Source organism: Aeromonas bivalvium, from assembly GCF_046078285.1.
Taxonomy (GTDB): domain Bacteria; phylum Pseudomonadota; class Gammaproteobacteria; order Enterobacterales; family Aeromonadaceae; genus Aeromonas; species Aeromonas bivalvium.
The window spans coordinates 401,194-426,831 of the sequence record NZ_JBGXBV010000002.1 but is presented as its reverse complement, the minus strand read 5'-3'; the positions used below and the strand labels follow the sequence as shown (position 1 = coordinate 426,831).

The 25,638-nt window shown below is 63.4% G+C and carries 27 protein-coding genes and 1 riboswitch; of the genes, 4 read left to right on the top strand and 23 right to left on the bottom strand.

Translation table 11 applies throughout. The features are described from left to right. Window positions 1-33: 33 nt before the first annotated feature. Window positions 34-1,149 (bottom strand): GGDEF domain-containing protein, encoded by a 1,116-nt coding sequence (locus ACEUCR_RS09150; protein ID WP_111873836.1) that lies wholly within the window; start codon window positions 1,147-1,149, stop codon window positions 34-36. 244 nt (window positions 1,150-1,393) lie between these two features. Here ACEUCR_RS09150 and ACEUCR_RS09145 point away from each other — a divergent pair, with 244 nt between their 5' ends. Both ACEUCR_RS09145 and ACEUCR_RS09140 read left to right on the top strand, forming a co-directional pair. Further along, window positions 1,394-2,785: a nucleobase:cation symporter-2 family protein gene (locus ACEUCR_RS09145; RefSeq protein WP_408789558.1), complete on the top strand. Its 1,392-nt coding sequence runs from the start codon at window positions 1,394-1,396 to the stop codon at window positions 2,783-2,785. Between the two features lie 99 nt (window positions 2,786-2,884). Beyond that, the gene (locus ACEUCR_RS09140; RefSeq protein WP_408747593.1) at window positions 2,885-3,586 is read left to right on the top strand and encodes a lipoyl protein ligase domain-containing protein; all 702 of its coding nucleotides are present in this window, start codon (window positions 2,885-2,887) and stop codon (window positions 3,584-3,586) included. 102 nt (window positions 3,587-3,688) lie between these two features. Here ACEUCR_RS09140 and ACEUCR_RS09135 read toward each other — a convergent pair whose 3' ends face one another. Further along, the gene (locus ACEUCR_RS09135) at window positions 3,689-5,071 is read right to left on the bottom strand and encodes an alanine/glycine:cation symporter family protein (protein WP_408747595.1); all 1,383 of its coding nucleotides are present in this window, start codon (window positions 5,069-5,071) and stop codon (window positions 3,689-3,691) included. Window positions 5,072-5,177: 106 nt separating this feature from the next. Continuing rightward, window positions 5,178-5,286: riboswitch (glycine riboswitch) on the bottom strand. A 506-nt stretch (window positions 5,287-5,792) separates the two neighbouring features. Between ACEUCR_RS09135 and ACEUCR_RS09130 the strand changes: the two genes are divergently transcribed. Next, window positions 5,793-6,944 carry a type III PLP-dependent enzyme gene (locus ACEUCR_RS09130; RefSeq protein WP_041993626.1) on the top strand — a complete coding sequence of 384 codons (1,152 nt, stop codon included), beginning with the start codon at window positions 5,793-5,795 and terminating at the stop codon, window positions 6,942-6,944. A 67-nt stretch (window positions 6,945-7,011) separates the two neighbouring features. Here ACEUCR_RS09130 and ACEUCR_RS09125 read toward each other — a convergent pair whose 3' ends face one another. The 7 genes from ACEUCR_RS09125 to ACEUCR_RS09095 all read right to left on the bottom strand — a co-directional run bounded on the left by ACEUCR_RS09125 (window position 7,012) and on the right by ACEUCR_RS09095 (window position 13,493). Continuing rightward, window positions 7,012-7,977 (bottom strand): calcium/sodium antiporter, encoded by a 966-nt coding sequence (locus tag ACEUCR_RS09125; protein ID WP_041993622.1) that lies wholly within the window; start codon window positions 7,975-7,977, stop codon window positions 7,012-7,014. Between the two features lie 145 nt (window positions 7,978-8,122). Then, the gene (locus tag ACEUCR_RS09120; RefSeq protein ID WP_408789556.1) at window positions 8,123-8,596 is read right to left on the bottom strand and encodes a peroxiredoxin; all 474 of its coding nucleotides are present in this window, start codon (window positions 8,594-8,596) and stop codon (window positions 8,123-8,125) included. A 69-nt stretch (window positions 8,597-8,665) separates the two neighbouring features. Further along, a complete protein-coding gene (gene yfcD / locus ACEUCR_RS09115) occupies window positions 8,666-9,154 on the bottom strand; it encodes an NUDIX hydrolase YfcD (protein ID WP_408759748.1) in 489 nt (162 codons plus the stop codon). 150 nt (window positions 9,155-9,304) lie between these two features. After that, window positions 9,305-10,048, bottom strand: coding sequence for an amino acid ABC transporter ATP-binding protein (locus tag ACEUCR_RS09110; RefSeq protein WP_041993615.1), 744 nt, complete (start codon window positions 10,046-10,048; stop codon window positions 9,305-9,307). 12 nt (window positions 10,049-10,060) lie between these two features. Continuing rightward, on the bottom strand, window positions 10,061-11,155 hold the full coding sequence (locus ACEUCR_RS09105; RefSeq protein WP_408789553.1) for an amino acid ABC transporter permease: 1,095 nt from the start codon (window positions 11,153-11,155) through the stop codon (window positions 10,061-10,063). A 67-nt stretch (window positions 11,156-11,222) separates the two neighbouring features. Continuing rightward, window positions 11,223-12,410, bottom strand: a complete 1,188-nt coding sequence (locus ACEUCR_RS09100) for an amino acid ABC transporter permease (protein WP_408747602.1) — start codon at window positions 12,408-12,410, stop codon at window positions 11,223-11,225. 63 nt (window positions 12,411-12,473) lie between these two features. Further along, on the bottom strand, window positions 12,474-13,493 hold the full coding sequence (locus ACEUCR_RS09095) for an amino acid ABC transporter substrate-binding protein (protein ID WP_111873829.1): 1,020 nt from the start codon (window positions 13,491-13,493) through the stop codon (window positions 12,474-12,476). 374 nt (window positions 13,494-13,867) lie between these two features. Here ACEUCR_RS09095 and ACEUCR_RS09090 point away from each other — a divergent pair, with 374 nt between their 5' ends. Further along, entirely contained in the window at window positions 13,868-14,083 is a 216-nt protein-coding gene (locus ACEUCR_RS09090; protein WP_111873885.1) for a DUF1107 family protein, read from the top strand. Window positions 14,084-14,138: 55 nt separating this feature from the next. Here ACEUCR_RS09090 and ACEUCR_RS09085 read toward each other — a convergent pair whose 3' ends face one another. From ACEUCR_RS09085 to ACEUCR_RS09020, 14 genes are all read right to left on the bottom strand, one after another. Next, window positions 14,139-14,456, bottom strand: coding sequence for a DUF2845 domain-containing protein (locus ACEUCR_RS09085; protein ID WP_041993606.1), 318 nt, complete (start codon window positions 14,454-14,456; stop codon window positions 14,139-14,141). Continuing rightward, the gene (locus ACEUCR_RS09080; RefSeq protein ID WP_041993604.1) at window positions 14,441-15,454 is read right to left on the bottom strand and encodes an ABC transporter permease; all 1,014 of its coding nucleotides are present in this window, start codon (window positions 15,452-15,454) and stop codon (window positions 14,441-14,443) included. The genes ACEUCR_RS09085 and ACEUCR_RS09080 overlap by 16 nt, the downstream gene beginning before the upstream one ends. A gap of 28 nt (window positions 15,455-15,482) precedes the next feature. Continuing rightward, window positions 15,483-16,364, bottom strand: coding sequence for an ABC transporter ATP-binding protein (locus tag ACEUCR_RS09075; RefSeq protein ID WP_408789550.1), 882 nt, complete (start codon window positions 16,362-16,364; stop codon window positions 15,483-15,485). 116 nt (window positions 16,365-16,480) lie between these two features. Beyond that, on the bottom strand, window positions 16,481-17,092 hold the full coding sequence (locus ACEUCR_RS09070) for an FKBP-type peptidyl-prolyl cis-trans isomerase (RefSeq protein ID WP_041993599.1): 612 nt from the start codon (window positions 17,090-17,092) through the stop codon (window positions 16,481-16,483). Window positions 17,093-17,293: 201 nt separating this feature from the next. After that, window positions 17,294-17,386: a copper homeostasis protein CutC gene (locus ACEUCR_RS09065; protein WP_408789547.1), complete on the bottom strand. Its 93-nt coding sequence runs from the start codon at window positions 17,384-17,386 to the stop codon at window positions 17,294-17,296. A gap of 38 nt (window positions 17,387-17,424) precedes the next feature. Continuing rightward, a complete protein-coding gene (locus ACEUCR_RS09060; RefSeq protein ID WP_392444193.1) occupies window positions 17,425-18,150 on the bottom strand; it encodes a copper homeostasis protein CutC in 726 nt (241 codons plus the stop codon). Between the two features lie 43 nt (window positions 18,151-18,193). Next, on the bottom strand, window positions 18,194-19,096 hold the full coding sequence (locus ACEUCR_RS09055) for an ROK family protein (protein WP_408789544.1): 903 nt from the start codon (window positions 19,094-19,096) through the stop codon (window positions 18,194-18,196). Between the two features lie 106 nt (window positions 19,097-19,202). Continuing rightward, a complete protein-coding gene (locus ACEUCR_RS09050) occupies window positions 19,203-19,661 on the bottom strand; it encodes a GNAT family N-acetyltransferase (RefSeq protein WP_041993853.1) in 459 nt (152 codons plus the stop codon). Between the two features lie 41 nt (window positions 19,662-19,702). Further along, window positions 19,703-20,509, bottom strand: a complete 807-nt coding sequence (locus ACEUCR_RS09045; protein ID WP_408789542.1) for a M48 family metallopeptidase — start codon at window positions 20,507-20,509, stop codon at window positions 19,703-19,705. 144 nt (window positions 20,510-20,653) lie between these two features. After that, window positions 20,654-21,628: a PstS family phosphate ABC transporter substrate-binding protein gene (locus tag ACEUCR_RS09040; protein ID WP_408747609.1), complete on the bottom strand. Its 975-nt coding sequence runs from the start codon at window positions 21,626-21,628 to the stop codon at window positions 20,654-20,656. Between the two features lie 184 nt (window positions 21,629-21,812). After that, on the bottom strand, window positions 21,813-23,123 hold the full coding sequence (phoR, locus tag ACEUCR_RS09035; RefSeq protein WP_041993589.1) for a phosphate regulon sensor histidine kinase PhoR: 1,311 nt from the start codon (window positions 23,121-23,123) through the stop codon (window positions 21,813-21,815). Between the two features lie 122 nt (window positions 23,124-23,245). After that, complete coding sequence (gene phoB, locus ACEUCR_RS09030; protein ID WP_041993586.1) at window positions 23,246-23,935, bottom strand: phosphate regulon transcriptional regulator PhoB; 690 nt, start codon at window positions 23,933-23,935, stop codon at window positions 23,246-23,248. Between the two features lie 95 nt (window positions 23,936-24,030). Next, window positions 24,031-24,447 (bottom strand): VOC family protein, encoded by a 417-nt coding sequence (locus ACEUCR_RS09025; RefSeq protein WP_408789539.1) that lies wholly within the window; start codon window positions 24,445-24,447, stop codon window positions 24,031-24,033. Window positions 24,448-24,601: 154 nt separating this feature from the next. Next, a complete protein-coding gene (locus tag ACEUCR_RS09020) occupies window positions 24,602-25,324 on the bottom strand; it encodes a MaoC family dehydratase (RefSeq protein ID WP_041993578.1) in 723 nt (240 codons plus the stop codon). Window positions 25,325-25,638: the final 314 nt, after the last annotated feature.

The window sequence follows — 25,638 nt, the reverse complement described above, 5'->3', positions numbered from 1 at the left end:
ATGCCATGACATCCCCTCTCCATCCCGCCCGCCTCAGGCGACCCGCGCCGCCGCGGCCTCCGGCCCCACCACGCAGTTGCGGCCCGCCACCTTGGCCTGATAGAGCCGCTCGTCGGCCCGGTTGAGCAGGCTCTCCACCGACTCGGATGGCTGCATCATGGCCACCCCTATGCTGACGGTCACCTCCAGCAGCTCCTCGCTGGTCGGACTCTTGATGAGACGCGCCTCCACCGCGAGCCGCAGCCGCTCGGCAAACTCCCTCGCCTGTCCGGCCCCCTCGCAGCGAGGCAGCAGGACGGCAAACTCCTCGCCGCCGTAACGCCCCAGCACCATGCCCGGCTCCAGCTGCTCCGCCAGGCTGGCGGCCACCTCCTTGAGCACCGCATCCCCCGCCAGGTGGCCGAAGGTGTCATTGATCCGCTTGAAGCGATCGAGATCCAGCAGCAGCAGGGCGAAATCCTGCTGCTGGTAGAGGAAGCGGGCGCGGGCCTGCTCCAGCCGTTTCATCAGCAGGCGCCGGTTCATCATGCCGGTCAGCTCGTCGGTGGTGGATTCCCGATAGAGTTGCAGCAGCATATTGAGCTGGCCGCACTGCACCCAGGCACTGGCCAGGGCAAACAGGCAGAGCAGCCAGACCTGATCCAGGGTGGCGCCACCGAGCAGGGGCTGGCCCAGCAGCAACCAGTTGCCTCCCAGCATGGCCAGCAGGATGCAGGCCGCCAGTTGCAGGCTGAGGGAGAGGGGCACGGGGAAGATGGCAAACAGGCTGATGAGCAGATAGGGAAAGGCGCTGTAACCGGCCTGCAGCGGCTGATCCGGTCCAAAGCTGGCCAGACAGAACAGGGAGAACAGCATCATCACCGTCATCAGGTAGCCGAGCGCCAGCTTCATCCGCTCCCGGCGAAAGTGGATCAGGTAGGAGAGCGGGATCAGGGGGGAGAGGGCCAGCAGGCAGAAGGCCCGTGCCTTGAGCAGCAGACCGAACTGCGCCTCGCCCAGGGTCAGCCAGTCCACCAGGCCCCAGGCGGGAATGCCGACCATCAGCAGGCAGGTGAGCAGTCGCAACCTGACCGTCATGAACCCCATCCGGGTCAGGGTAAAGTCTTCCGAGTGGGCGCGGGCACTCCAGAACTCCGACAACTTCAGCATCCAGCGTCTCCAGATCGCAAAGAGGGGCTCATTTTACGCCGATGCGCGGCAAAAAACCCGGGTCACCCCGCGATTTTTACCGATCGGGCCGGACGCAAACCGGCGGATCATATTACTGGCACGAAAACGTTTCAACCTCGCGACAAATAAACCCGTTGAGCGCCATTTGCCGCTGGATCTCCCCCCTTCAGTCACTACAATAGCCGCCAAAATTTCTCCCCACTCCCAGCACACAGAGGTATTTATGGAACAGGCTGTTCCCCAGCGCGCGACCGACCAGTCCGAACGACGCCCCCATCCGGATCTGGTCTACGGCATCAACGAGGTGCCTCCCCTGCCCCAGACCCTGTTCGCCGCCCTGCAACACATGCTCGCCATGTTTGTCGCCATCATCACCCCGCCCCTCATCATCGCCAATGCCCTCGGCCTGCCCGCAGACGACACCCGCTACATCGTCTCCATGTCCCTGGTCATGTCCGGCATCGCCTCCTTCATCCAGACCCGCCGCCTCGGCCCCGTCGGCTCGGGACTGCTGTCGGTGCAAGGCACCAGCTTCAACTTCCTCGGCCCCATCATCGCCTCCGGCCTCGCCCTCAAGCAGGCCGCCATGCCCACCGAGGATCTGCTCGGCACCCTGTTTGGCACCATGCTGGTGGCCGCCCTCACCATGGTGGTACTCAGCCGCTGCCTGCATCTGGTGAGCCGGATCATCACCCCCCTGGTGACCGGCATAGTGGTGCTGCTCATCGGCCTGACCCTGATCAAGGTGGGCCTCATCAGCATGGGGGGTGGCTATGGCGCCCTGGCCGACGGCAGCTTCGCCAGCCACTCCAACCTCTTCCTCTCTTTGCTGGTGCTGGGCCTCATCGTGCTGCTGCAACGCAGCCACAACCCCTGGCTGCGCCTCTCCGCCATCATGATCGCCATGCTGGTCGGTTACGGCGTCGCCCTGCTGATGGACAAGGTACAGGCCCCTGTCCTGAGCGGGCCCCTGCTGATGATCCCGGCGCCGCTGCGCTATGGCCTCGGTTTTGACTGGCAACTGTTCGTGCCGCTCGCCATCATCTTCGTGGTGACGGCGCTCGAAGCCATCGGCGACATGACGGCCACCTCGGATGTCTCGGGGGAGCCGGTCAGCGGCCCCCTCTACATGAGCCGCATCAAGGGCGGCGTGCTGGCGGATGGCTGCAACTCCATGCTGGCGGCTCTCTTCTCCACCTTCCCCATGTCCACCTTCAGCCAGAACAACGGCGTCATCCAGCTGACCGGGGTCGCCAGCCGCCACGTCGGCCTCTTCATCGCCGCCATGCTGGCCCTGCTCGGCCTGTTCCCGGCGGTGGCGAGCCTGGTGCAGCAGATCCCCGAACCCGTGCTCGGCGGCGCCACCATCGTCATGTTCGGCACCATAGCCGCCGCCGGGGTGCGCATCATCTCCCGCGAGGAGCTGGACCGCCGCGCCCTGATGATCCTCGCCGTGTCGCTCGCCATGGGGCTGGGGGTGGCGCAGGTGCCCGAGGTGTTGCAGCACCTGCCGGAGCTCGCCAGGAGCGTGCTCTCCTACGGCGTCGCCACCGGCGGTCTCACCGCCATCCTGCTGAACCTTCTGTTGCCAAAGCGCGCTGGCGCCCAGGCCTGATCCCTCGTCAATGAATCGGTAAAGCCCCGCAGTGCGGGGCTTTACCTCTCCTCCCGTCGCGGGTACTGTGCTTGCCAGCCCAAGCGTCAGGATGCCTTCATGCCTTATACCCTGCTGCCCCCACCGCCCGCCCACCAGACACCCGACCAGATCCTGGCCGAGGAGCAGCGCTGGCTGCAGGTGTGTGCCCGCGACACAGTGGCCCGTGCCCATCTCTGGCAGGGGCCCCAATGCCTCATCGTCACCCGCAAGGACACCCGGCTGCCCCGCTATCAGGCGGCCTGCGAGCGGCTTGCAAGGGAAGGCTGGCCTGTGTTTGTGCGCGACAGCGGCGGCACCGCCGTGCCCCACGGTGCCGGCATCCTCAATCTGTCGCTCATGCTGCCGCGCACCAGCACGGATCTTGGCCACTACTACCGGCTGCTGGGGGCCCCGCTGCTAGGTTTGCTGGCGCAATACGGCCTTGCGGGGAGCTATGACTTCGTGCCCGGCTCCTTTTGCGACGGCCAGTACAATCTGGTGATCGGGGGTCGCAAGGTGACCGGCACCGCCCAGCGCTGGCTGGCGCCGGGCCAGGATCACGCCGGCGCCGTGCTGGCTCAGGCCATGGTGCTGGTCGAGGGGGACGTGGACGAGGGTACCCGGATGGCGAGCCGCTTCTATGAACTGGCTGGCGGGGAGCTGCGCTTTGCACCCGGCACCTCCACCACCCTGGCGCAAGCCCTACAGTGGCAGGGGAGCGATGGCGAACTGGTGACAGAGATCAGTCACCGACTGCAGCAGCGCCTGGCGGCTGACTAGCCCCTCCTTTGCCCAGCCCCTGAATGCCCACGCCCTTCTACGGGCCAACAAAAAAGCCACGACCCGAGTCGTGGCTTTCATTTTGAATGGATGGTCGCGGGATCAGGCCGTCTGCGGCTCGGGCTCGGATTCTGTATCGCTGTCCCGACCCCGACGGAAGTAGGCCCTGGTCTCGGCGATCACCACGTGACGCAGACCAATCAGGCCGATGAGGTTGGGCACCGCCATCAGGCCGTTGACGATGTCGGCCAGCAGCCAAATCAGATCCAGATGGAGGAAGGCCCCGCTCGCCACCAGCGCCAGATAGACGAGGCGATAGGGCTTGATCCCCTTGACCCCGAACAGATACTCGGTGCAGCGCTCGCCGTAGTAGTTCCAGCCGAGGATGGTAGTGAAGGCGAAGAACAAGAGGCCAATGCTCACCAGATACTGGCCGATCCGGGCATCCAGCCCCTGGGCGAAGGCGGCGCTGGTCATGGCGGCGCCGCTGAGCTCGCCACTCCAGGCCCCGGTCACCACCAGAGTCAGCCCGGTCATGGTGCAGATGATCAGGGTGTCGAAGAAGGTGCCCGTCATGGAGACCAGCCCCTGCTCCACGCAGGAGTTGGTCTTGGCCGCCGCCGCCGCTATGGGGGCCGAGCCCAGACCCGACTCGTTGGAGAAGACACCCCGCGCCACCCCGGACTGGATCGCCAGCATGATGCCGGCGCCGACGAAACCGCCGGTGGCCGCATGGCCGGTGAAGGCGCTGTTTATGACCAACATCACCGCTTCGGGCAGGGCGCCAGCGTTGTTCACCAACACACCGGCGCAGGCGAGGATGTAGAAGATGGCCATGAAGGGCACCACCTTGCTGGCCACGCTGGAGATGGATCGAATGCCTCCCAGGGTCACCAGGGCCACTGCCAGGGTCAGCACCACGGCAGTCGCTTCCCGGGGCACCGAGAAGGAGAGGCTCATGGCGTCCGAGATGGCGTTGACCTGAGGGAAGGTGCCGATGCCGAAGAAGGCCACCCCTATGCCGAACAGGGCAAACAGCCTGGCCAGCGGCCTGGAGCCGAGCCCCTTCTCCAGGTAGTACATGGGGCCACCGGCCATCTGGCCGTTGGCGTCGGTCTGGCGATACTTGACCGCCAGCAGGCACTCGGCGTACTTGGTGGCCATGCCAAACAGAGCGGCCATCCACATCCAGAACAAAGCGCCCGGGCCCCCCAGCTTGATGGCGGTAGCGACCCCGACTATGTTGCCTGTGCCTATGGTGGCCGAGAGGGCGGTACAGAGCGCGGCGAAGCTGGAGACGTCCCCCTGCTTGCCCTGGCCCTGATCGCGGCCAAAGACCAGCTTGAGGGCGAGCGGCAGCCGCACCAGTTGCAGCAGGCCGAGGCGAAAGGTGAGATAGACACCGGTCCCGACCAGCAGGATCAGCAGGGGCGGACCCCAGACAAAGCTATCGATGGCGGCAAGCGCCGATTGAATTGATGACATGCATCCTCCTTAAAAAACAACGATTAAGGAGGAGAAGGATGATCTTCCCAAATAGTCGCGATCACCAGAGGGTGATCGGATGCGGGCCAAGCCCAGGTACAACCATCCCATCCCCTCTGTCCTTTTGCCTGAGAGTTTCCGGCCTGAATATCATTGATAAACAAGACCTTGCTCCTTCGGCGCCCGATTGAACGGGTCTCTCCAGAGTATCGTCCAGTAGCAGTCCACACCGGTTGCCCGGTACCTGAAAGATTCACTTCTTCGGTGGATGGTTGCCCATCGCTCTCCTGCTACCTTCATCCGAACTAGTTTTGGATTAGGAGGCGGCATAGTAATCGAAAATATTGTGATCTGTCTCGCAACAATCCCTTTTTTTCGCCCTTGGCCACCACATCCGGCCAAAGGTAAATAGATTGTTAATTATCAGATGGTTAGACCGCGTCTCACCAGAGCCCGCCTCCCCCCTCCTCTCCTTCTCTTTTTTCCTGGGATATCAATTTTCCCTTTCGTCTCGACCAGAAAAACTTGCCGACATAGCCAATCAAAATGCTTGCATGACAAGTCAATAAACCGATAATTGCGCGCATATCCAAGCAGTAATCATGGAAGTTATGCAACCTGCAGGATAGGTCCCTTCCGGACCGCTCGCCTGAGCCGGCCGTTGCCGTCTCAACAAACCAAGGCTAGGGCAGACCCGCCCCCTAAGGATGATCAAAAGACAATGAAAGAGACCCTTGTGGCACAAGATTACCGCCAGCTGGTTGAACAATTCGGATCCCCCCTGTTGCTGCTCGACAAGGCCGCCGTGCGCCGCCAGTATCGGGCCCTGTCTGCAGCCCTGCCCGAGGTGCGGCTGCACTATGCACTCAAGCCCCTGCCCCACGAGGCGGTCGTTTCCGTGCTCAAGGAAGAGGGAGCCTGTTTCGATCTGGCCACCAATGGCGAGGTGGATCTGGTGCGCTCACAAGGGGTGCGGCCGGGCCGCTGCATCCACACCCACCCCATCAAGCGCGACAGCGATATCCGCTATGCGCTGGAGTATGGTTGCACCGTCTTCGTCTACGACAATCCCCTGGAGCTGGAGAAATTCCTGCCCTACAAGGACGAGGTGCAGCTGCTGTTGCGGGTCAGCTTCCCCAATCCACACACCAAGGTCGACCTCTCCAAGAAGTTCGGCTGCACCCCGGAGCAGGCTCTGCCGCTGCTGCAACTGGCCCAGGCCAAGGGGATCAAGGTGATGGGGCTCTCCTTCCACGTCGGCTCCCAGGTACCCAACAGCGATCGCCACGTACAGGCCATCGATGCCTGCCGCGACATCATGGAGCAGGCCTGGGCGCTCGGGCTCAAGCCCTGGGTGCTGGATATCGGCGGTGGTTTCCCGGTCGACTATGATGGCGGCGAGTTCGACATCGACGGCTTCTGCGCCCCGATCCGCGCCGCCCTGGCCAAGCTGCCCGCCACGGTGCAGAAGATTGCCGAGCCGGGCCGCTTCATCAGCGCGCCAGCCATGACCTCGGTCGCCAGCGTGATGGGCAAGGCCCACCGCGGCGACAAGATCTGGTACTACCTGGATGACGGCCTCTACGGCAGCTACAACGGCCAGCTCTACGATCACGTCACCTACCCGGTGAGCACTCCCTATGCCCGCGGCGAACTGCACAATGCGGTGCTGTCCGGCCCCACCTGCGACAGCGTGGACGTGATCCGCGACGGCATCATGCTGCCGGACCTCGAGATCGGCGAGCTGGTGATCGGCAAGGTGATGGGGGCCTATACCTGGGCCTCGGCCTCCACCTTCAACTTCTTCCCCAAGGCCAATATCCTGATCCTCGATAGCGCGGCCCAGGGCCAGAAGCTGGTGGCCGCCGCCTGAGACGGGCCGGCCCATGACAAGAGGGGGAGCCACTGGCTCCCCCTCTTCGTTTCGCTCATGGCGTGGATCAGAACTGGCTGGCCAGCAACCAGCCGGTGTAGCCGATGAAGACGCAGAGCAGCAAGCCCCCTTCCACCCGGTTGATGCGGCCCTGGCCCTTGCGGCCCAGGCACATCACCAGCAGCAGCAGGGTCAGCCCCATCATCAGGCTCCAGTCACGGGAGAGCACGGCCGGGTCCACATCCAGGGGCGCGATGCCGGCGGCGATGCCGACCACGGCCAGGGTGTTGAACAGGTTGGAACCGAGCACGTTGCCCAGGGCCAGGTCATGCTCCTTCTTCTTGATGGCCATCAGGGAGGAGGCGAGTTCCGGCAGGGAGGTGCCGATGGCGACTATGGTCAGCCCGATGACGAGATCGCTGATGCCAAAGCCCTGGGCTATGGTCACCGCGCCCCACACCAGCAAACGGGAGGCTCCGACCAGCAACACCAGACCCACCAGCAGCCAGAAGATGGCCTTCTTGAGCGGCATGGCCTCGCTGTCTATCTCCACGTTCACGTCCGCATCCAGGGCATCCCCCTTGCCGGTGATCCCGGCCCAGATGGACCAGCCCATCAGCACCACAAAGACCAGTCCCAGGATCAGGGCGTCGGTGCGCCCCAGGTGACCGTCCATCAGCAGGGCGCCGGAGAGCAGGGTGATGCCGAGCAGGATGGGGATCTCCTTGCGTACCACCTGGGAGGAGACGGCGATGGGGCTGATGAGGGCGGTCAGGCCCAGGATCAGGGCGATATTGGTGATGTTGGAGCCATAGGCATTGCCAAGGGCCAGCCCGGGGTTGCCTTGCAGGGAGGCCAGGGCGGAGACCACCATCTCGGGGGCCGAGGTGCCAAAGCCGATGATCACCATGCCGATGAGCAGGGGCGGCATGCCGGCGTAACGGGCGGTGGCGGCGGCACCATCGACAAACTTATCCGCGCTCCAGACCAGCAGGGCCAGTCCGGCAATCAGGGCAACAAAAGCCAGGGTCATACGTCTTCTTTCCAGTCGGGGTTGTGCTTGGGGGCGCCGTGGTCATCACGGCATCAACAGGGGGCGCCGGCCCAGAGGGCCGTGCCGGCGCCAGTGTAACCGAGCAAAGGCTGTTTTCAAGGGGTAACTAAGCCTTGATTAACCGTCACACCAGGGTGAGCAGACTGGCGGCATCCGAGACCTCGAACTTGCCCGGCGCCTCTACCCGCAGCGCCCTGACCACCCCATCCTCGGCGATCAGGGCAAAACGCTGGGCCCGCACGCCGCCAAAGGCCCCCGTCTCCTTCTCCAGCCCCAGGGCGCGGGTCCAGCTGGCATCGCCGTCCGCCAGCATGGTGATGGCCTGCGCCCCCTGGGCGTCCCGCCACGCCTTCATCACGAAGGCATCGTTGACCGAGAGGCAGTAGAGGGCATCGATTCCCCGGGCGGTGAACTCGTCCGCCAGCACCACATAACCGGGCAGGTGGGCGTTGGAGCAGGTGGGGGTGAAGGCGCCGGGCACGGCGAACAACACCACCTTCTTGCCCGCGAACAGGGCCCGGGTATCCAGGGTCTGCCTGCCCTCGTCCGTGATGAAGGTGAATTCGCCCGCGGGCAGTGGCTGGCCAATGGCTATCATGATGGGTCTTCCTGACGGTGAATGATGACTCGCAGTCTACCCCAGATGCGCGCGCCGTGCAGGCTAGACTCAGGCGCCGCCCCTCGCCTGCCAGTGGGCGAGGGCTGTCAGGGAGTCGGGGGTGAACTCGGCGGCCCGGCTGGCTATCTCCGTCAGGCTCATCCAGTGCACGGCGCTCACCTCCTCGGCCTGCAGTTGCAGCGGCCCCTGGTAGCGACAGCTGTAGAGGTAGCCCCACACCCGGTAGTGGTCCCCTTCGGCCAGGAAGCGGCCATGGTCATGGAGCGCCACCCCGTCTATCCCCAGCTCCTCCCCCAGCTCGCGCAAGGCACTGGCCAGGGGTTGCTCCCCCACCGTCATGACGCCGCCGGCGCAGGCGTCCAGCATGCCGGGACAGAAATCCTTGCCGAGGGTACGTCGCTGTACCAGTATCTGATCCCCCTCCCCCAGCACCAGTATGTAACTGGCGCGATGGCGCAGATTCTCCCGGCGCACCCGCGCCCGATCCGCGACCTCGATGACATTGTCCTGCTCATCGACTACGTCGACCCACTCCATTGCCGTTCTCCGAAACATGCTGCTGACGCCGCAGTATACATGGCGCGGCCCCTGGCCGGATCCGCCTTCGCCCCTTTTCCTCGCCCTCATGGGCCAGTGCCCGCCATGAAAAAGGCGCCTGTCGGCGCCTGCGTGATGACGATGCCCGTCTCAGTTGTGCAAGATCTGGGACAAGAACAGCTTGGTGCGATCGGATTGGGGGTGCTCGAAGAAGGCTTCGGGCTCGTTCTCCTCGATGATCTGGCCCCTGTCCATGAAGATGACCCGGTCGGCCACCTGCTTGGCAAACCCCATCTCATGGGTGACGCAGAGCATGGTCATCCCCTCGTTGGCCAGCTCCACCATGACGTCCAGCACCTCCCGCACCATCTCGGGATCCAGCGCCGAGGTCGGCTCGTCAAACAGCATCACCTGGGGGTTCATGCACAGGCTGCGGGCGATGGCGACCCTCTGCTGCTGGCCGCCGGAGAGCTGCCCCGGATACTTGAGGGCCTGCTCCGGGATCCGTACCCGCTCGAGAAAGGTCATGGCGATCTGTTCCGCCTCCCGCCTCGGCAGCTGCTTGACCCAGATGGGCGCCAGGCAGCAGTTCTCCAGCACCGTCAGGTGGGGGAAGAGGTTGAAGTGCTGAAACACCATGCCCACCTCGCGCCGCACCGTCTCTATGTTCTTGAGATCCGAGGTGAGCGCCATCCCCTTGACCAGGATGTCACCCCGCTGGTGCTCCTCCAGCCGGTTGATGCAACGGATCATGGTGGACTTGCCGGAGCCAGAGGGGCCGCAGATGACTATCTTTTCCCCCTTGCTCACCTTGAGGTTGATGTTGCGCAGCACATGGAACTCGCCATACCACTTGTTGACACCCTTGAGTTCGACCACATAGTTGTTTTCCATAATCGACAGCTCCTAACGCTTGTGGCCCGTGTGCAGCTTGCGCTCCAGGTAGATGGAATAACGGGACATGCCAAAACAGAACATCCAGAAGATCAAGGCGATGAACACATAAGCCTCGGTGGAGAAACCGAGCCATTGCGGATCCGCCAACGCCACCTTGGAGATGGCCAGCAGATCGAACAGACCGATGATCAGCACCAGGCTGGTGTCCTTGAACAGGGCGATGAAGGTGTTCACCAGGGAGGGAATGGTGATCTTGAGGGCCTGGGGCATGATGATGAGCCCCATCACCTTCCAGTAAGAGAGCCCAAGGGCATCCCCCGCCTCGTATTGCCCCTTGGGGATCGCCTGCAGGCCGCCGCGCACCACCTCGGCCACGTAGGCCGACTGGAACATGATGATGCCGATCAAGGCCCGCAGCAGCTTGTCAAACTCCACCTCTCCCGCCACGAACAGCGGCAGCATGACCGAGGCCATGAACAGCACGGTAATGAGCGGTACCGCGCGCCAGAACTCGATATAGACGGTGGAGAGGCTGCTGATGATGGGCATGTGGGAGCGGCGCCCCAGCGCCAGCAAGATGCCGAAGGGCAGAGCCACGGCGATGCCCACCACCGCCAGCACCAGGGTCAGCATCAGACCGCCCCAGAGGTTGGTTTCCACCTGGGATAGCCCCAAGCCGCCATGGAGCAGCACGAAGGCGATGCAGGGAAACACCAGCAGGGTAAAGAGTGCCAGCCAGCCCTTGTACGGCGTTCTGGGCCAGATCAGCAGTGCCAGCAAGCTCGCCATGCCAGCAAATACGATGTTGACCCGCCAGCGCTGATCCACCGGATAGAAGCCATAGATGTACTGGCCGAAACGGCTCTCGATAAACAGCCAGCAGGCCCCTTCCTGGCCACAGTCGGCCCGGCTGCTGCCACTCCAGGTCGCGGAGATCAGGGCCCAGTCGATCAGATGCCAGATGGCGGGCAGCAGCAGATAGATCAGTGCCAGGGTCACCAGACCGTTCCACCAGTTGGGAAACAGGTTGGCCCTCAACCAGGCGAGCAGGCCGCGCCGACCCGAGGGGGGCGGCAGTGCCTCTTGCAACTCATTGACGTACATGGCGCCCCCCTCTCATCTGCCGATGAAGGCCAGAGGTGATACCTTGGCTGCATCTCATGGGATCTCCTCAGCGCTCCACCAGCGCCATCTTGCGGTTGTAGAAATTCATCAGGATGGAGGTGCCGATACTGATGACGAGATAGACCCCCATGGTCATGGCGATCACCTCGATCGCCTGCCCGGTCTGGTTGAGGGTGGTGCCCATGAAGACGGACACCAGATCCGGGTAACCGATGGCGGTCGCCAGGGACGAGTTCTTGGTCAGGTTAAGATACTGGCTGGTGAGGGGCGGTATGATGACCCGCATGGCCTGGGGGATGACCACCAGCTGCAGGGTTCTGGAGGTGGATAGCCCGAGTGCCGAGGCCGCCTCCGTCTGGCCATGGCTGATGGCCAGGATGCCGGATCGCACTATCTCGGCGATGAAGGCCGCCGTGTAGATGGTCAGTGCCAGCAGCAGGGCCACCAGCTCGGGCAGCACCGTCAGGCCGCCACGGAAGTTGAACCCTTGCAGGGTGGGCAGGCTCCAGCCTATTGGGCTGCCCGCCAGCCAGAAGGTCGCCAGCGGCAGTAGCAGGATCAGCGCCAGGGCGCTGAGCCAGACCGGGAATGCCTTGCCGGTCAGCTCCTGGCGGCGATGGGCCCAGCGCCTCAACCCCCAGCTCAGCGCCAGCGCCAGCAGCAAGGCCCAGAGCACATAGCCAAAGCCCTCCTCAAACAGGGGCTTGGGCAGATAGAACCCCCGCACGTTGAGGAAGGCCAGCCCGCCAAGATCCACGCTCTCACGCGGCGACGGCAGGGTGCGCAGCACGGAGAAGTACCAGAAGAAGATCTGCAGCAACAGGGGGATGTTGCGAAAGGTCTCGATATAGATGGTGGCAATGCGCGACACCAGCCAGTTTTTCGACAGACGAGCCACACCCAGCACGAAGCCGAGCAGGGTCGCCAATATGATCCCCAGCGCGGAGACCAGCAGGGTGTTGAGCAGGCCGACCAGGAAGGTGCGGCCGAAGGTGTGGGTCTCATCGTAGGGGATCAGGCTCTGCAAGATGCCGAAACCGGCCGTGTTGCCGAGAAAGCCAAACCCTGTGGTGATGCCGCGGGCCTCCAGGTTGGCCAGGGCATTACTGATGATGTAGAACAGGAAACCGAGGACAGCCGCGACGGCCAGACACTGGAAGATCAGCGCCCTTACCTTCGCGTCATACCACCAGCGGCCCTGTACTTTCCTCTGGTCGTGCGGATGTGACGCCATAGGGATTTACTCCGACAAAGCCAAGGCAAGAGGGAAAACGGGGGGCCTTGGCCCCCCGCACTGCTAGCGAATGGGAGGCGCGTACATCAGGCCACCCTTGTTCCACAGCGCATTGATGCCGCGATCTATCTTGAGGGGAGATCCGGCCCCCACGTTGCGCTCGAATATCTCGCCGTAGTTGCCGACCTGCTTGATGATATTGTAGGCCCACTTGTCATCCAGGCCGAGCACGCCGCCCTTGGGATCCTCGAGCCCCAGCAGACGCCGCACATCGGGGTTGGGCGATTTGAGCATCTCGTCCACGTTGGCACTGGTGACCCCGGCCTCTTCGGCGTTGAGCAGGGCATTCATGCTCCAGCGCACCACCTTGAACCAGGGTTCATCCCCCTGGCGCACCACGGGTCCCAGGGGCTCCTTGGAGATCACCTCCGGCAGCACGACGGCGTTCTCCGGCTTGGAGAGCTTGATCTTGAGGGAGTAGAGCTGGGATTGATCCGAGGTCAGCACGTCACAGCGTCCAGCCTCGAATCCCTTGACGGTCTGATCCGAGGTATCAAACACCACGGCACTGTATTTCATGCCGCCATTGGCGCGGAAATAGTCGGCCAGGTTGAGTTCTGTGGTGGTACCGGACTGGATGCAGACGGCGGCGCCATCAAGCTCCTTGGCACTCTTGACCCCCAGAGCCTTGGAGACCATGAAGCCCTGGCCATCGTAGTAGTTGACCCCGGCGAAGGTGAGACCGAGGGAGGCATCCCGGGTCAGGGTCCAGGTGGTGTTGCGCGAGAGCATGTCCACTTCACCGGACTGCAGGGCGGTGAAGCGCTCCTTGGCGGTCAGGGAGACATATTTGACCTTGTTGGCATCGCCCAGCACGGCGGCGGCGACGGCGCGGCACACGTCCACATCCAGGCCGGTCCAGGTGCCTTTGGCGTCCGGGTTGGAGAAGCCGGGCAGACCGTCCCCCACCCCGCACTGCACGAACCCCTTCTTCTTGACCGTATCCAGGGTTCCCTCGGCCAGGGCGCTGGCTGACGCCAGCGACAACGCCACCAATACACCAAGCTTATGTATCTGTTTCATATCACTCTTCCCTGTGGTTCGACTCGAATAGACATCACCGCAACCTGCCGATGACCTTCTCCCTTTTCTCACTTTTTTGCAGCTTATCCAGCCCGAAAAAAGCCTGTCAATCGGTGCAAACCGGCACAGAAATGGTGCAACAGCACAACATCACTTCCAGGCCCGATATACACCTTATGAATAAAAAATAGACCTATGTTGACCAAATAACATACCGAACTTTCCCAGCCATACCGTGTGGATATTTTTCCCGCTATTTTTGCCCTGCCCCATAAGTGGGCAGGTTTTTTATTACAACTGACTCAGATGATTCATATTTTTGTCATGGGATGCGGCCATAGTGTGCCCTGTCCAAACGAGAGGGTATGGTCGTGATGAAGGTGTTCAAGAGTTTGTCCCCCCGCCAGATAGCGCGTTACGTGAAGAGTTTTCACCGCGGCAGTTTCATGGTCGAGGAGATGGGCCAGTTTGAATTTACCGGGGGCGAGATCAATCTGGAGAGCCTGAGTTGCCGGCAGACCTTGAGCCTGGCGATGAGGGTAAACCGGGCGGTTCGCAGCCTGCGTCAGGACAGCCAGCTGTTGGGATAACTTCCGCGAGTCTTATTGGTCCTTTGCTTCTATCTTATTTTTTTCGGCTCGCCGGTCACTGACCGCGCGGGCCATCTTCTATGGCGGTGATCACCCCGTTCTCGACGGTGACGAACTGCATGAACTGACTCTTGCCGAAGTTGTAGGTCCAGCGTTCGGCATACTTGACCGTCATACGCACGCCAAAGCCGTTCTCCTCATAACGGGTCAACTCCTCCTTGAGCATGGGCTGGCCGCAGCGCACCAGCAGCAGGGCCGTGCTGTCCCCCTCGGTCAGCAGGTCGCTCTTGCAGCGCAGGGTGGCGGCAAAGGCGGGGAGCGTCAGGGCAAGCAGCAGGCAAGACGTGATCAGTCGTTTCATGTGGCGTTCCATCTGAACAGGGCGGCACCCAGGGTGACGCAGACCAGGGTAAACAGGGCGATCTGGGCCAGGGGGCTCGCCACCTCCTGCCAGCCGGCCCCTTCCAGCATCACGGCCCGCGCCGCGGCGATGATCTGGGTCAGCGGCAAACGGTCCGCTACCCCTTGCAACCAGGCGGGCGCCCCTTCCAGAGAGAACCAGACACCGGACAAGAACATCATGGGCAGACTGATGAGATTGAGCAAACCGCTGGCCAGCTCTTCGTTCTGGAGGCGGGCCGCCACCAGCAGACCCAGGGACGCCATGGCCGCCCCACCCAGCAGGGCGATGAGCAGCAATAGCCAGCCAGAGCCGAGCAGAGGTGCCCCCAGCAGCCAGTGGGCAACCAGAAATACCAGCAGACTCACCACCAGGGTGATGGCAAGGCGCGACAACAGCTGGGCGCAGAGAAACTCGGCGGCACTGAGCGGGGTCGCCCTCAGCCGCTTGAGCACCCCGTTCTTGCGATACCGCACGATCACATATCCGACGCCGAACAGGCCCGAGAACATCAGGTTCATGCCGATCACCCCGGGCAGCAGCCAGTCCCCATAGCGAATGGCCTGACCGGGCAGGGTATCACGCACCAATGGCGTCAGGCTGTGTCCCTTGAGCAGGTATTCGGCCAGCCCTCCCCCCGGCGAGTCCGGATTCACCCAGTAGTTGCCCCCGGCCGGATTGAGCAGCAGATCCAGCTGATGGTGGCGCACCTTGCGCTGGGCCGAAGCCAGGCTCTCGTACTCCACCAGCCTGAGCTGGGGAATGGTCTCCAGGGCCTGATAAGCAGGAGGCAGGGGCCCCACCACCCCGAGCTGCAACAGAGGGCGCTGGTTGCCTGAGAAGATCAGGGAGAACCCCAGCACCAGCAACAGGGGCACCAGCAGATTCCAGGCCAGAGCGGCCCTGTCGCGCACGAACTCCAGGTTGCGGGCATGGAAAAGCGCGCCGATGCGCCTCAGGCTGTCGCTCATCTTGGACTCCTCTGTGTCAGGCCCAGGTTCATGCACCGCTCCTCAGGCTGTGGCCGGTCAACTTGAGGAAGAGATCCTCCAGGTTGGGAGAGCGGATCTGCATGCCGGTCAGGGGCACCTGCAACGCCAGCAGGCGCGGCATCAGACTCGCCACGTCGGAGCAGACCAGCTCCACCTGTCCCCCCTGCCGGGTGCAAGGCAGCCCCAGTCTGGCCAGGGCGGGGTGATCGGACAGGCGCACCAGCACCCCCTCGAAATGCTGGTCCAGCAGGGCCTGGGGGGTATCCAGGCTGAGCAGATGGCCATGGTCGACGATGGCGATGCGATCGCACAGCTGCTGCGCCTCGTCCATGTAATGGGTGGTCAGCACTATGGTCTTGCCCTGGGCCTTGATGGCCTTGACCCTGTCCCAGAAATGGTGGCGGGCCTGGGGATCCAGCCCGGTCGTCGGTTCATCGAGAAACAGCAGCTCGGGATCCCCCAGCAGGGCCAGAGCCAGCAGCAACCGTTGACGCTGGCCGCCGGAGAGGCGACGACTGTCCCGATCGACGAAATCCTCGAGGGCGCAGAGGTGGATCAGCAGCTCGAGGGGCAAGGGCCGGGGATAGAGGCGGGAGAAGAGGCGCAGGGTGTCGCGCACGGTCAGGAAATCCTGCAGCGCCGTGTGCTGGAACTGGATGCCGATGCGGCCACGATAATCGGCACCGGGCGGCGCGCCATGGAACAGGATGCGGCCGCTGTCCGGGGTGAGGATCCCCTCCAGCAGCTCTATGGTGGTGGTCTTGCCGGCCCCGTTGGGACCGAGCAGGCCGAAACAGCTGCCCGCCGCTATGGCAAAACTGAGCCCATCCACCGCCTTGACCCCGGCGAAATGCTTGACGAGATCGACGACCTCTATGATGGCTGGCATGGCTTCCTCCCCTGGCTCATTCGACTATAACGAAAACCGGGGATCCGTCCCATCTTTGCCGCAGGCCAAAAACAAACGGCGACCCCAGGGTCGCCGTTTGCAGCAAGCAGGCTGGATCACAGAATGTCCAGCAGCTCCACTTCGAATACCAGGGCAGAGTACGGCGGGATGGAGCCGGCACCACGGGCACCGTAGGCCAGATCCTGCGGGATGAACAGCTTCCACTTGGAGCCAACCGGCATCAGTTGCAGCGCTTCAACCCAACCGGCGATGACGCCGGTGACCGGGAATTCAGCCGGCTCGCCACGGGCGACCGAGCTGTCGAATACGCCACCGTCGGTGAAGGTACCGTGGTAGTGCACACGCACGGACTGGCCGGCAACCGGCACGGCGCCATCGCCTTTAACCATGACTTCATACTGCAGGCCGGAATCGGTCACCTGCACGCCATCGCGCTTGGCGTTATCGGCCAGGAAGGCTTCGCCTTCGGCGGCGGCGGCCTTGGCGGCCACTTCCTGCTCGGCCTGCATGCGGCTGGTGATCACCTGGAAGGCGTCATTGATATCGTCGCGGCTGACCGCAAACTCCAGACCGTTCAGGGCATCTGCCAGACCCTGTTGCAGGGCGGGGATATCCAGACCGGCGAAGGCTTGCTGTGCCAGTTGATCACCCATGTTGCGGCCGATGCCATAGCTGGCCTTCTGTTCGATAGAGTCGTATTGGGACATTGAGATTCTGCTCCGGGTCCATGTGTCAAAAGAGCGGGAATGATAACAGAGTTTTTACCCGGGTGCTGCCGTCAGGGCTCCCCGTCCTGCGCCGGACCCACCCGGTCCACTCCGACCAGGGGAAGCCGCGGGGCCAAGGGGCTGGCCACCGCCGGCACCAGGGTCAGCGAGGCTGACCCCGATCGAGTCTGAACTCAACCCCTACTGATCCAGCAGGGCCCGCACCGCCGATACCTTGGCACCGTCGGTGATATTGACGCGGCCATCGTCCGATGGTCCCCATGTTGACGCCATGGCGAAGATCGGCACCATGCCGCTACGCCAGTTCTTTCTCAGTTCCGATCCAGCAGGGCCCGCACCGCCGATACCTTGGCGCCGTCGGTGATATTAACCCGACCGTCATCCGAGGTCCCCATGTTGACGCCATGGGGCACCATGCCGCCACGCCAGCCCATGCCGGACATATGGACCTCGTTCACCCCGGTGAACTCCAGTATGGTGCGCACGTTGTCGGCATTGACGCCGGCCCCCGGCATCAGGCTGGCACGCCCCGCCAGGGCCTGGGCCATGGCCTGCAGCGTCTCCAGCCCTGCCAGGGCGGTCGGAGCATGGCCGGAGCTCAGGATGCGTTCGCACCCCGCCCCCACTATCACCTCCAGATCCGCCCGCCAGTCGCTGCACAGATCGATGGCGCGGTGAAAGGTGACCCCCAGGGGGCCGGCCGCCGCCACCAGCTGCCTCAGCCTGTCTCCTGGCACCCGCCCCTGCGGGTCGAGCAGGCCGACCACCACCCCCTGCAGGCCGGCGGCGCGGGCGGCGGCGATGTCTTGCAGCATCAGCTCGAACTCGAGTTCGCCAAAGCAGAAATCCCCGGCCCGGGGACGGATCATGGCATAGATGGGAACACGGCCATGGCGCGCCGCCTGCTGCATCAGGCCATAGGAAGGGGTGAGCCCGCCGAGGGCGAGGGCGGAGCAGAGCTCGATACGATCGGCCCCGGCATCCTGGGCGATGAACAGGGACTCCAGGTTGTCGATGCAGACTTCGAGACGGGTCATGATATCTCCTCGTGATGGGTGAGGTGAGACCCGTTGTCGAGTCTCACAGATGAAGCAGGGCCGCACCGCGCACCCCGCCCGCGCCGCCAAACCGGGCCTGGCGGATCTCGGGCAGGGCGACACCGGGCAACAGATGACCCGGCAGGCGCAGCGGCAATTGTTCGTAGAGTGCGGGCAGGCCGCACAGGCCGCCACCGAGCACCACCACCTCGGGATCCAGCACGGAGAGGGCGGTGGCCAGGCCCGCCGCCATGATCTCCAGCCAGCAATCCAGGGTAGTGACGGCGTTCGGCTCCCTGGCTTCGAAGCGGGCCACTATCTGCTGGCCCGAGACGCGCTCGCCGCTGAGCTGCTGATAGAGGCGCTCGAGACCGGTACCCGAGGCATAGGTCTCGAAGCAGGCGAGCCGGCCGCAACCACAGCGCGGGCGCGGCAAGTCGGGGTATTTCATCAGGATGGTGCCGGGCAACGGGTAGTGGCCTATCTCTCCCGCCAGCCAGTTTCGTCCCTGCACCAGGCGCCCGTTGACGTAGACGGCGCCGCCGATCCCGGTGCCGATGGTGACCGCCAGGGCCGACTCGGCCCCCTCGGCGGCCCCTTGATGCACCTCGGACCAGAGGAAACAGTTGGCGTCGTTGTCGACCCGCACCTCACGGTCGAGCAAGGCACTCAGATCCGCCCCCAGATGACGGCCATTGATGCAGGGCAGATTGGCGGCCACTATGCTCTTGTCGCTGCGATTGAGGATGCCGGGAAAGCCGATCCCGACCATGCCACGCACGCCATAGCGCTTGTCCGCCGCCAGCACCCTGTCGAGGATCAGCCGCTGCAGCGCCGCGTAATCGTCTCCCGGCGTTCCGAGCCGCTCCTCGTGACACAGGGTCAAGGCGCCATCATAGATGGCGAATGCCACCTTGGTGCCGCCGATATCGAAACCGTAATACATGCCCACACTCCCTTGCAGCTTGAGAAAACGACGCTATTCCTGAGCGGGTCATTGTATTAATTCGCAAAAAAAATAAAGTGACCCACACCGTAAAACTGGCGGCCCGTCACAAGAGGCGGCACATTTTTCGCTGCAGGCAGGGCTGGCCCCGCTGGGTCAGGGTGCGCTGCTCCCCGTCGAAGCGAAAGCCGCGCCTCAAGTAGAACCCCTCCCCGACCCGATTGCCCGCCAGCAGCCAGAGACTGACCCGCTCGAACCCCGCTCGCCGCATCTGCATCGCCACCGCCTGCCACAGCCGTTTGCCGTGACCCTGACGCCAGTGGGCCGGGTGCAGGTAGAGGGCGCGGATATGGGCCTCGGGCCCGGTCTCCCCTTCTTGATGCTGCCAGTAGAGCAGGCCTATCACCCTCTGTTCGATGCAGATCAGCATGGGTTTGGGATCGTCCCCCGCGAGCCGCCGACGCCACAGCTGCAAGTGGACCCCGGGCGCCAGCGCATCCAGCAGCTCGGGGCCCAGTACCTCGCCATAGGCCGCCAGCCAGCTGGCCCGTTGCAGCACCGTCATGGCGGCGGCGTCTTGCAGCCGGGCCAGACGCAGGGTCGCCGTCAGGGTTTGCACTGGGGCGTGAGTCCGGCGGCGCGGGCCTGCTGATAGAGGGGGGTTGCCGTGGCCAGCTCGGCGCGCAGCTCGGCGATGCGGTTCGCATTGCTCGGGTGGGTGGAGAGCAGCTCAGGGGGAGCCTTGCCCCCGGCGGCGGCCCCCATGTTCTGCCACAGCGGGATCGCCTCTGCCGGGTTGAAACCGGCGCGAGCCATCAGAGCCAGTCCCAGCCGATCCGCCTCGCTCTCCTGCTCGCGGCCATAGGGCAGGGCTATCCCCACCTCGACCCCGAGCCCAAGCGCCGCCATGGTGGCGGCGCGATACTCGCTGGTGCCAAGGGCGATGTCCGCCGCCGCCAGCCCCAGTCCCGTGATCTGGCTGCGCGACAGCCGCTCGTTGGAGTGCTGGGCCAGCACGTGGGTCAGCTCGTGACCGATGACGGTGGCCAGCTGATCCTGATTTCTGGCCACGTCGAGCAAGCCGCTGTAGACCCCTATCTTGCCGCCGGGCAGGGCGAAGGCGTTGACCTGTTTGGAGTCAAACACCACCACTTCCCAGTCGCTGATGCCATAGCTGCTCGGCACCTGGGCGGTCACCGCCTGGGCGACGCAGGAGACATAACCATTGACCCTGGCGTCCTTGCTCAACTTCTCCTGCTGCTTCATCTGGTTGAAGGAGTCCGCCCCGAGCTGGTTCATCTGCTGGGGGGAGAAGAGCAGCATCTGGCTGCGGCCCGTGGGGGACTGGGCGCAGGCACCGAGCAACAGACCGGCGGCGGCCAGCAGGCCTGCCTTGGTGAGGAGTGAGGTCATCGACGGAGTCCTTGTGACGGAGAATGCCTTATTCTCGGGAAAGCGCGCACCGGGTGCAAGTCGGTCAGCATGACCTGCGGCTTGCTGCCATAAAAAAACGAGCCCGAATGGGCTCGTTTTGGCAAGGCTTGCCGCGGGGCGGTATTACATCAGGCCCAGCTTCTTGAGGTCGGCCTGAACCACCTTGGCCGGAACCGGCACATAACCGTCCTTGGCAACGATGGTCTGACCGGCCTTGGAGAGGATCAGCTTGACGAACTCCTGCTCCATGGGGGAGAGCGGCTTGTTCGGGTGCTTGTTCACGTACAGGTAGAGGAAGCGTGACAGCGGATACTTGCCGGTGATGGCGTTGTCGGCAGTGGCCGCGACGAAGGTGGTGCCATCCTTGGAGAGCGGTACGGCACGCACCCCGGAGGTGACATAGCCGATGCCGGAGTAACCGATCCCGTTGAGGGAGGCGGAGACCGACTGCACCACGGAGGCGGAACCCGGCTGCTCGTTCACGCCGCTCTTGAAGTCGCCGTCACACAGGGCGTGCTCCTTGAAGTAGCCATAGGTGCCGGAGACAGAGTTGCGACCGAACAGTTGCAGATCCTTGCCAGACCAGCTGCCATCCAGGCCCAGGTCGGACCATTTGCTGGCGGCCTTGGCTTCGCCGCACTTGAGGGTGCTGGAGAAGACGGCATCAACCTGCTGCATGGTCAGCCCCTTGATGGGGTTGTCCTTGTTGACGAACACGGCCAGGGCATCGACGGCGACGCGAATGGCGGTCGGCTTGTAGCCGTGGCGCTTCTCGAACGCTTCCTCTTCACCGGACTTCATGGCGCGGCTCATGGGGCCGAACTGGGAAGTGCCTTCGGTCAGGGCGGGAGGGGCGGTGGAGGAGCCGGCGGCCTGGATCTGAACGTTGACGTTCGGATAGACGCGCTTAAATTCTTCGGCCCACAGGGTCATCATGTTAGCCAGGGTATCGGAACCCACGGACGACAAGTTACCCGAGATGCCGCTGACCGGCGCATATTCGGGCAGATCCTTGTCGACGCCGTAAGCCATAGAGCCGGCAGAAAACAGCACTGCCGCAGTAACACCGATCACACTGGCCAATTTGTTGAGTTTCATCCAATCTCTCCAAAATTACAGAAGGTCCGTTCTTTAAGACGGCGCCAGTATCCGACCTGGCAGTGACAAATTTATGGCGTGATCATGACGCTTTCATGACAGCCAGCCAGATAAGCATAAAAACGGGGAGGGCCACCACTGTGGCCCTCCCCCTTGTCGTCAACCCCTTGATGTTCAATGAGGTCTACTTCGCCATCGCCAGCTTGGCCACCACCAGCCGCGCCGGGATCAGGAAGCTGAAGCGGCTCCCCATGCCCACCCGGCTATCGATGTCGAGGTGGGTATCGTGGTGGCTCAGGGCATGCTTGACGATGGCAAGGCCCAGCCCGGATCCACCGGTGTGACGGGAGCGCGCCTTGTCGACCCGGTAGAAGCGCTCCGTGAGCCGCGCCAGATGGTCCGGGGTGATCCCCTCCCCTTCGTCGCTCACCGCGAACAGGGCCTGATTGCCCTGACGGCGCCACTCCACCTGGATCTTGCGGCCCGGCGGCGTGTAGTGAATGGCGTTGTAGACCAGGTTGGACACGGCGCTGCGCAGCTGATCCTCGTCCCCGAGCAGCCAGAGATCCGGCTGCACCAGAAACTCGATGACATGGGCGCGATCCCCCGACAGGGCCCGCGCCTCCTGCTCGAGCAGGGAGAGCATGGCCGGCATGTCGACGCGATGGGACAGGTCGATATCCGGCGCCGCCTCGATGCGCGACAGGGTCAGCAGCTGGTTCACCAGATTGTCCATGCGCACCGTCTGCTCCATCATCACCCTGTGGGCCTTGGCCCACATGGCGGGCGGCGGCGGCTCCTCCGTCATCTCCAGGTACCCCTTGAGCACGGTGAGCGGGGTGCGCAGCTCATGGGAGACGTTGGCCACGAAGTGCTTGCGGGTCTTCTCCAGGCTGCGCAGCCGGGTCACGTCCCGCACCACCAGCATGGCCTGATCCTCGGCGTAGGGCATGATGCGAAACTCGAGAAACTTCTCCTCATTGATGGGGGAGTGCATCTCGAAGGGCTCATCATACTCCCCCTTGCCCAGGTAGCTGACGAAGGAGGGCTGGCGGATCAGGTTGCCGATGTGCTGGCCTGCATCCTCCGGCCAGCGAAAGCCGAGCAGCTGCTCCGCCAGCCGGTTGCACCAGAGGATGCTGCCGTCGGTGCGAAACACCACGGCGGCATCGGGCAGAGCCTCGGCCCCCTCCCTGAAGCGGCGGATGAGGCCCGCCAGCTCGCGCCGCCTGGCCCGATGGCGCTGCTGCAGCTTGTAGATGCCGTTGAAGATGTATTCCCAGCTGCCGCTGCCACTCGGCGGTACCAGGCTGCGGTCATGCCATAACCAGTCCGAGAGCCGCTTCTGGAAGCGGTAGTGCCAGCCAAGGTGCAGACAGGTTGCCACCAGCAGGCAGAGGGTCAGACTCTCCGTCAGCCAGCCAAACAAGGCGAAGGGCAGATAGAAAAACGCCATCCGCCACAACTGTCGTCGCCAGGCATAAGGTTGCAACATTAAGATCTCCTAGAGACAGCAAAGAGCAGGGCTCACTCCCGGCAGGCATGAGATTGCCCGATCATCCAGAGACTGCCAATGGCAACAAGCGCCAGCCAGGGTGAGATTGCAGCACAGGGCCCCTAGAGACGGGTGGAGAAGCGGTAACCTGCCCCGCGCACCGTCTGGATCAATCTGTCGTGGCCCGATCCCTCGACCGCCTTGCGCAACCGGCGGATATGCACGTCCACCGTCCTGTCTTCCACATAGACGTTGGTGCCCCAGACATTGTTGAGCAGCTGCTCGCGGCTGTAGACCCGCTCCGGGTGCGTCATGAAGAAATGGAGCAGCTTGAACTCGGTCGGCCCCATGTCCAGCGCCTTGTCCTCGGCACTGACCCGGTGGGAGACGGGATCCAGCCTCAGCCCCTGTACCTCGATCACCTCGTCCACCGAGGTGGGGGAGACACGGCGCATCACGGCATGGAGACGGGCGGTGAGCTCCTTGGGGGAGAAGGGTTTGGTGATGTAGTCGTCGGCGCCCGCTTCCAGGCCGCGTACCTTGTCCTCTTCCTCGCCCCGGGCGGTCAGCATCACCACGGGGATCTGGCGGGTCATCTCGTCTTGCTTGAGCTGCTTGAGGAACTGGATGCCGCTGCCCCCCGGCATCATCCAGTCCAGCAGGATCAGCTCGGGATAGGGTTCACACACCTTGGCCAGACCGTCGGCGAAGTCCGCCGCCTCTATCGCTTCATAACCTTTTTGCTCCAGTACAAAACAGAGCATTTCGCGGATCGGCGCCTCATCCTCGACCACCAGTATTCGCTTTGCCATATCCCTTCTCTCTCCTCATGAAGATTGGTGCGCCAATTATTAGAAGTTTGTATGACATTTTTATGACTTTATGACAGGGAGGATAATAAACGTTTTCAGTCGCGACTGTCAGCGTGGCGCGCCAGCAGATCCCAGCGGTTGCCACTGATGTCCTCAAACACCACCACTGTGCCGTACTCCTCTTCTCGTGGCTGTTCACAAAAATGGACACCGGCGGCGCGCATCCGCTCATAGTCACCCCAAAAATCCCGGGTCTCGAGGAAGAGGAACACTCGCCCGCCTCCCTGCTTGCCGATCTGGGCGCGCTGCTCGTCATTGGCGGCCCGGGCCAGCAACAGGGCGCAACCCGGCTGACCAGAGGGGGCTACCCTGACCCAGCGCTTGCCGGGCTTGCCAGGTTCATCGAGGGCGCTGTCTTCGAGCAGGGTGAAGCCGAGGGCCTGGGTGAAGAAGTGGATGGCGGCATCATAATCCGCCACCAGCAGGGTGAGGGCGCCGAGGTGGGAAGCCATGGGGGGTACCTTGTCTGACGATGGGAAGTGGGCAGAGTGTGCCCCACTCCTCTGCCAGATAGCAAACAGGGCCGAATGGCCCTGTTTTTTCGCGTCGGCCCGGGGCCGATGGCAGACCGTCAGCCGGCGCAAGTGCTCGGGATGACGGGGCGCCTCAGAAGTAGAGGCGGGTCACGGACTCGATGACGCAGCCGGGGCGACGCACGCCCTCGATCTCGACCTTGATCTCCTTGAGCAGCTCCAGCCCCCCCTTGACCGGCGTCACGCCAATCAACCTGGTGCGGGCACGCACCTGGCTGCCCACCTTGATGGGATAGGGGAAGCGCACCTGATCCAGACCGAAGTTGACCACCATGCGGGCCGTGGGGAACTCGGGGTTCGCCTCATCCACGGAGCCGGTGAGCCTGGGCAGGAGTGCCAGGGTCAGGAAACCGTGGGCTATGGTGCTCTTGAAGGGCGACTCGGCGGCGGCGCGCTCGGGATCTGTGTGTATCCACTGGTGATCGCCGGTCACGGCGGCAAACTGGTTGACCATCTGCTGACTGATGTGAAGCCAGTCACCGACATGGGTCTCTTCGCCGAGCTGGGCCTGCAGGCGCTCGAACACCAGGGCCGCCTCCCCTTCGAGGACGATCGTCGGCGCCTGGGGAGCCATGGCCTGACCGTTCACGGTCTGACGCTGCTCGCCCTGTTGTTCTGCCTCGGCAACCGGCTGACCATGGGCGTCAAGCACCCGCCCCAGCAAGGGGTGAAGGTGTGCTTTTTGCTGAAACTCACGCCAATAGTCGCGGATGGCCGGTGAGAGCCAATCCTTGAGCTCGAAGGGGTGCTGCGCCAGGATTTCACGCTTGCGCTTCAGAAAATCGACCACTTTCATTAACCGATCCCTATCTCTAATTAACCAGTGAACAGGTCTAACCAGTATCATTTTATGAAAGTTTCAACTGCAAGTGCAAAAAAATCTCAGCGTACAACTGTACCGGAGGTGAAAGTGATTACTCACAGGGACTCGCGAGAGCGAGCCACGACGGGCAGGAAAACGCTTGCCTTGGGGAAGCTTGAAGGGAAAATGCGGCTGATGCCATGACCTGGCCGGGCCATGTCACTCCCCCACCCTCACCACACCATCACAGGATGGCCAGACACTCGCACCATCACACAGCACGGACAGCCACCCGCCGGTGGCTTGAG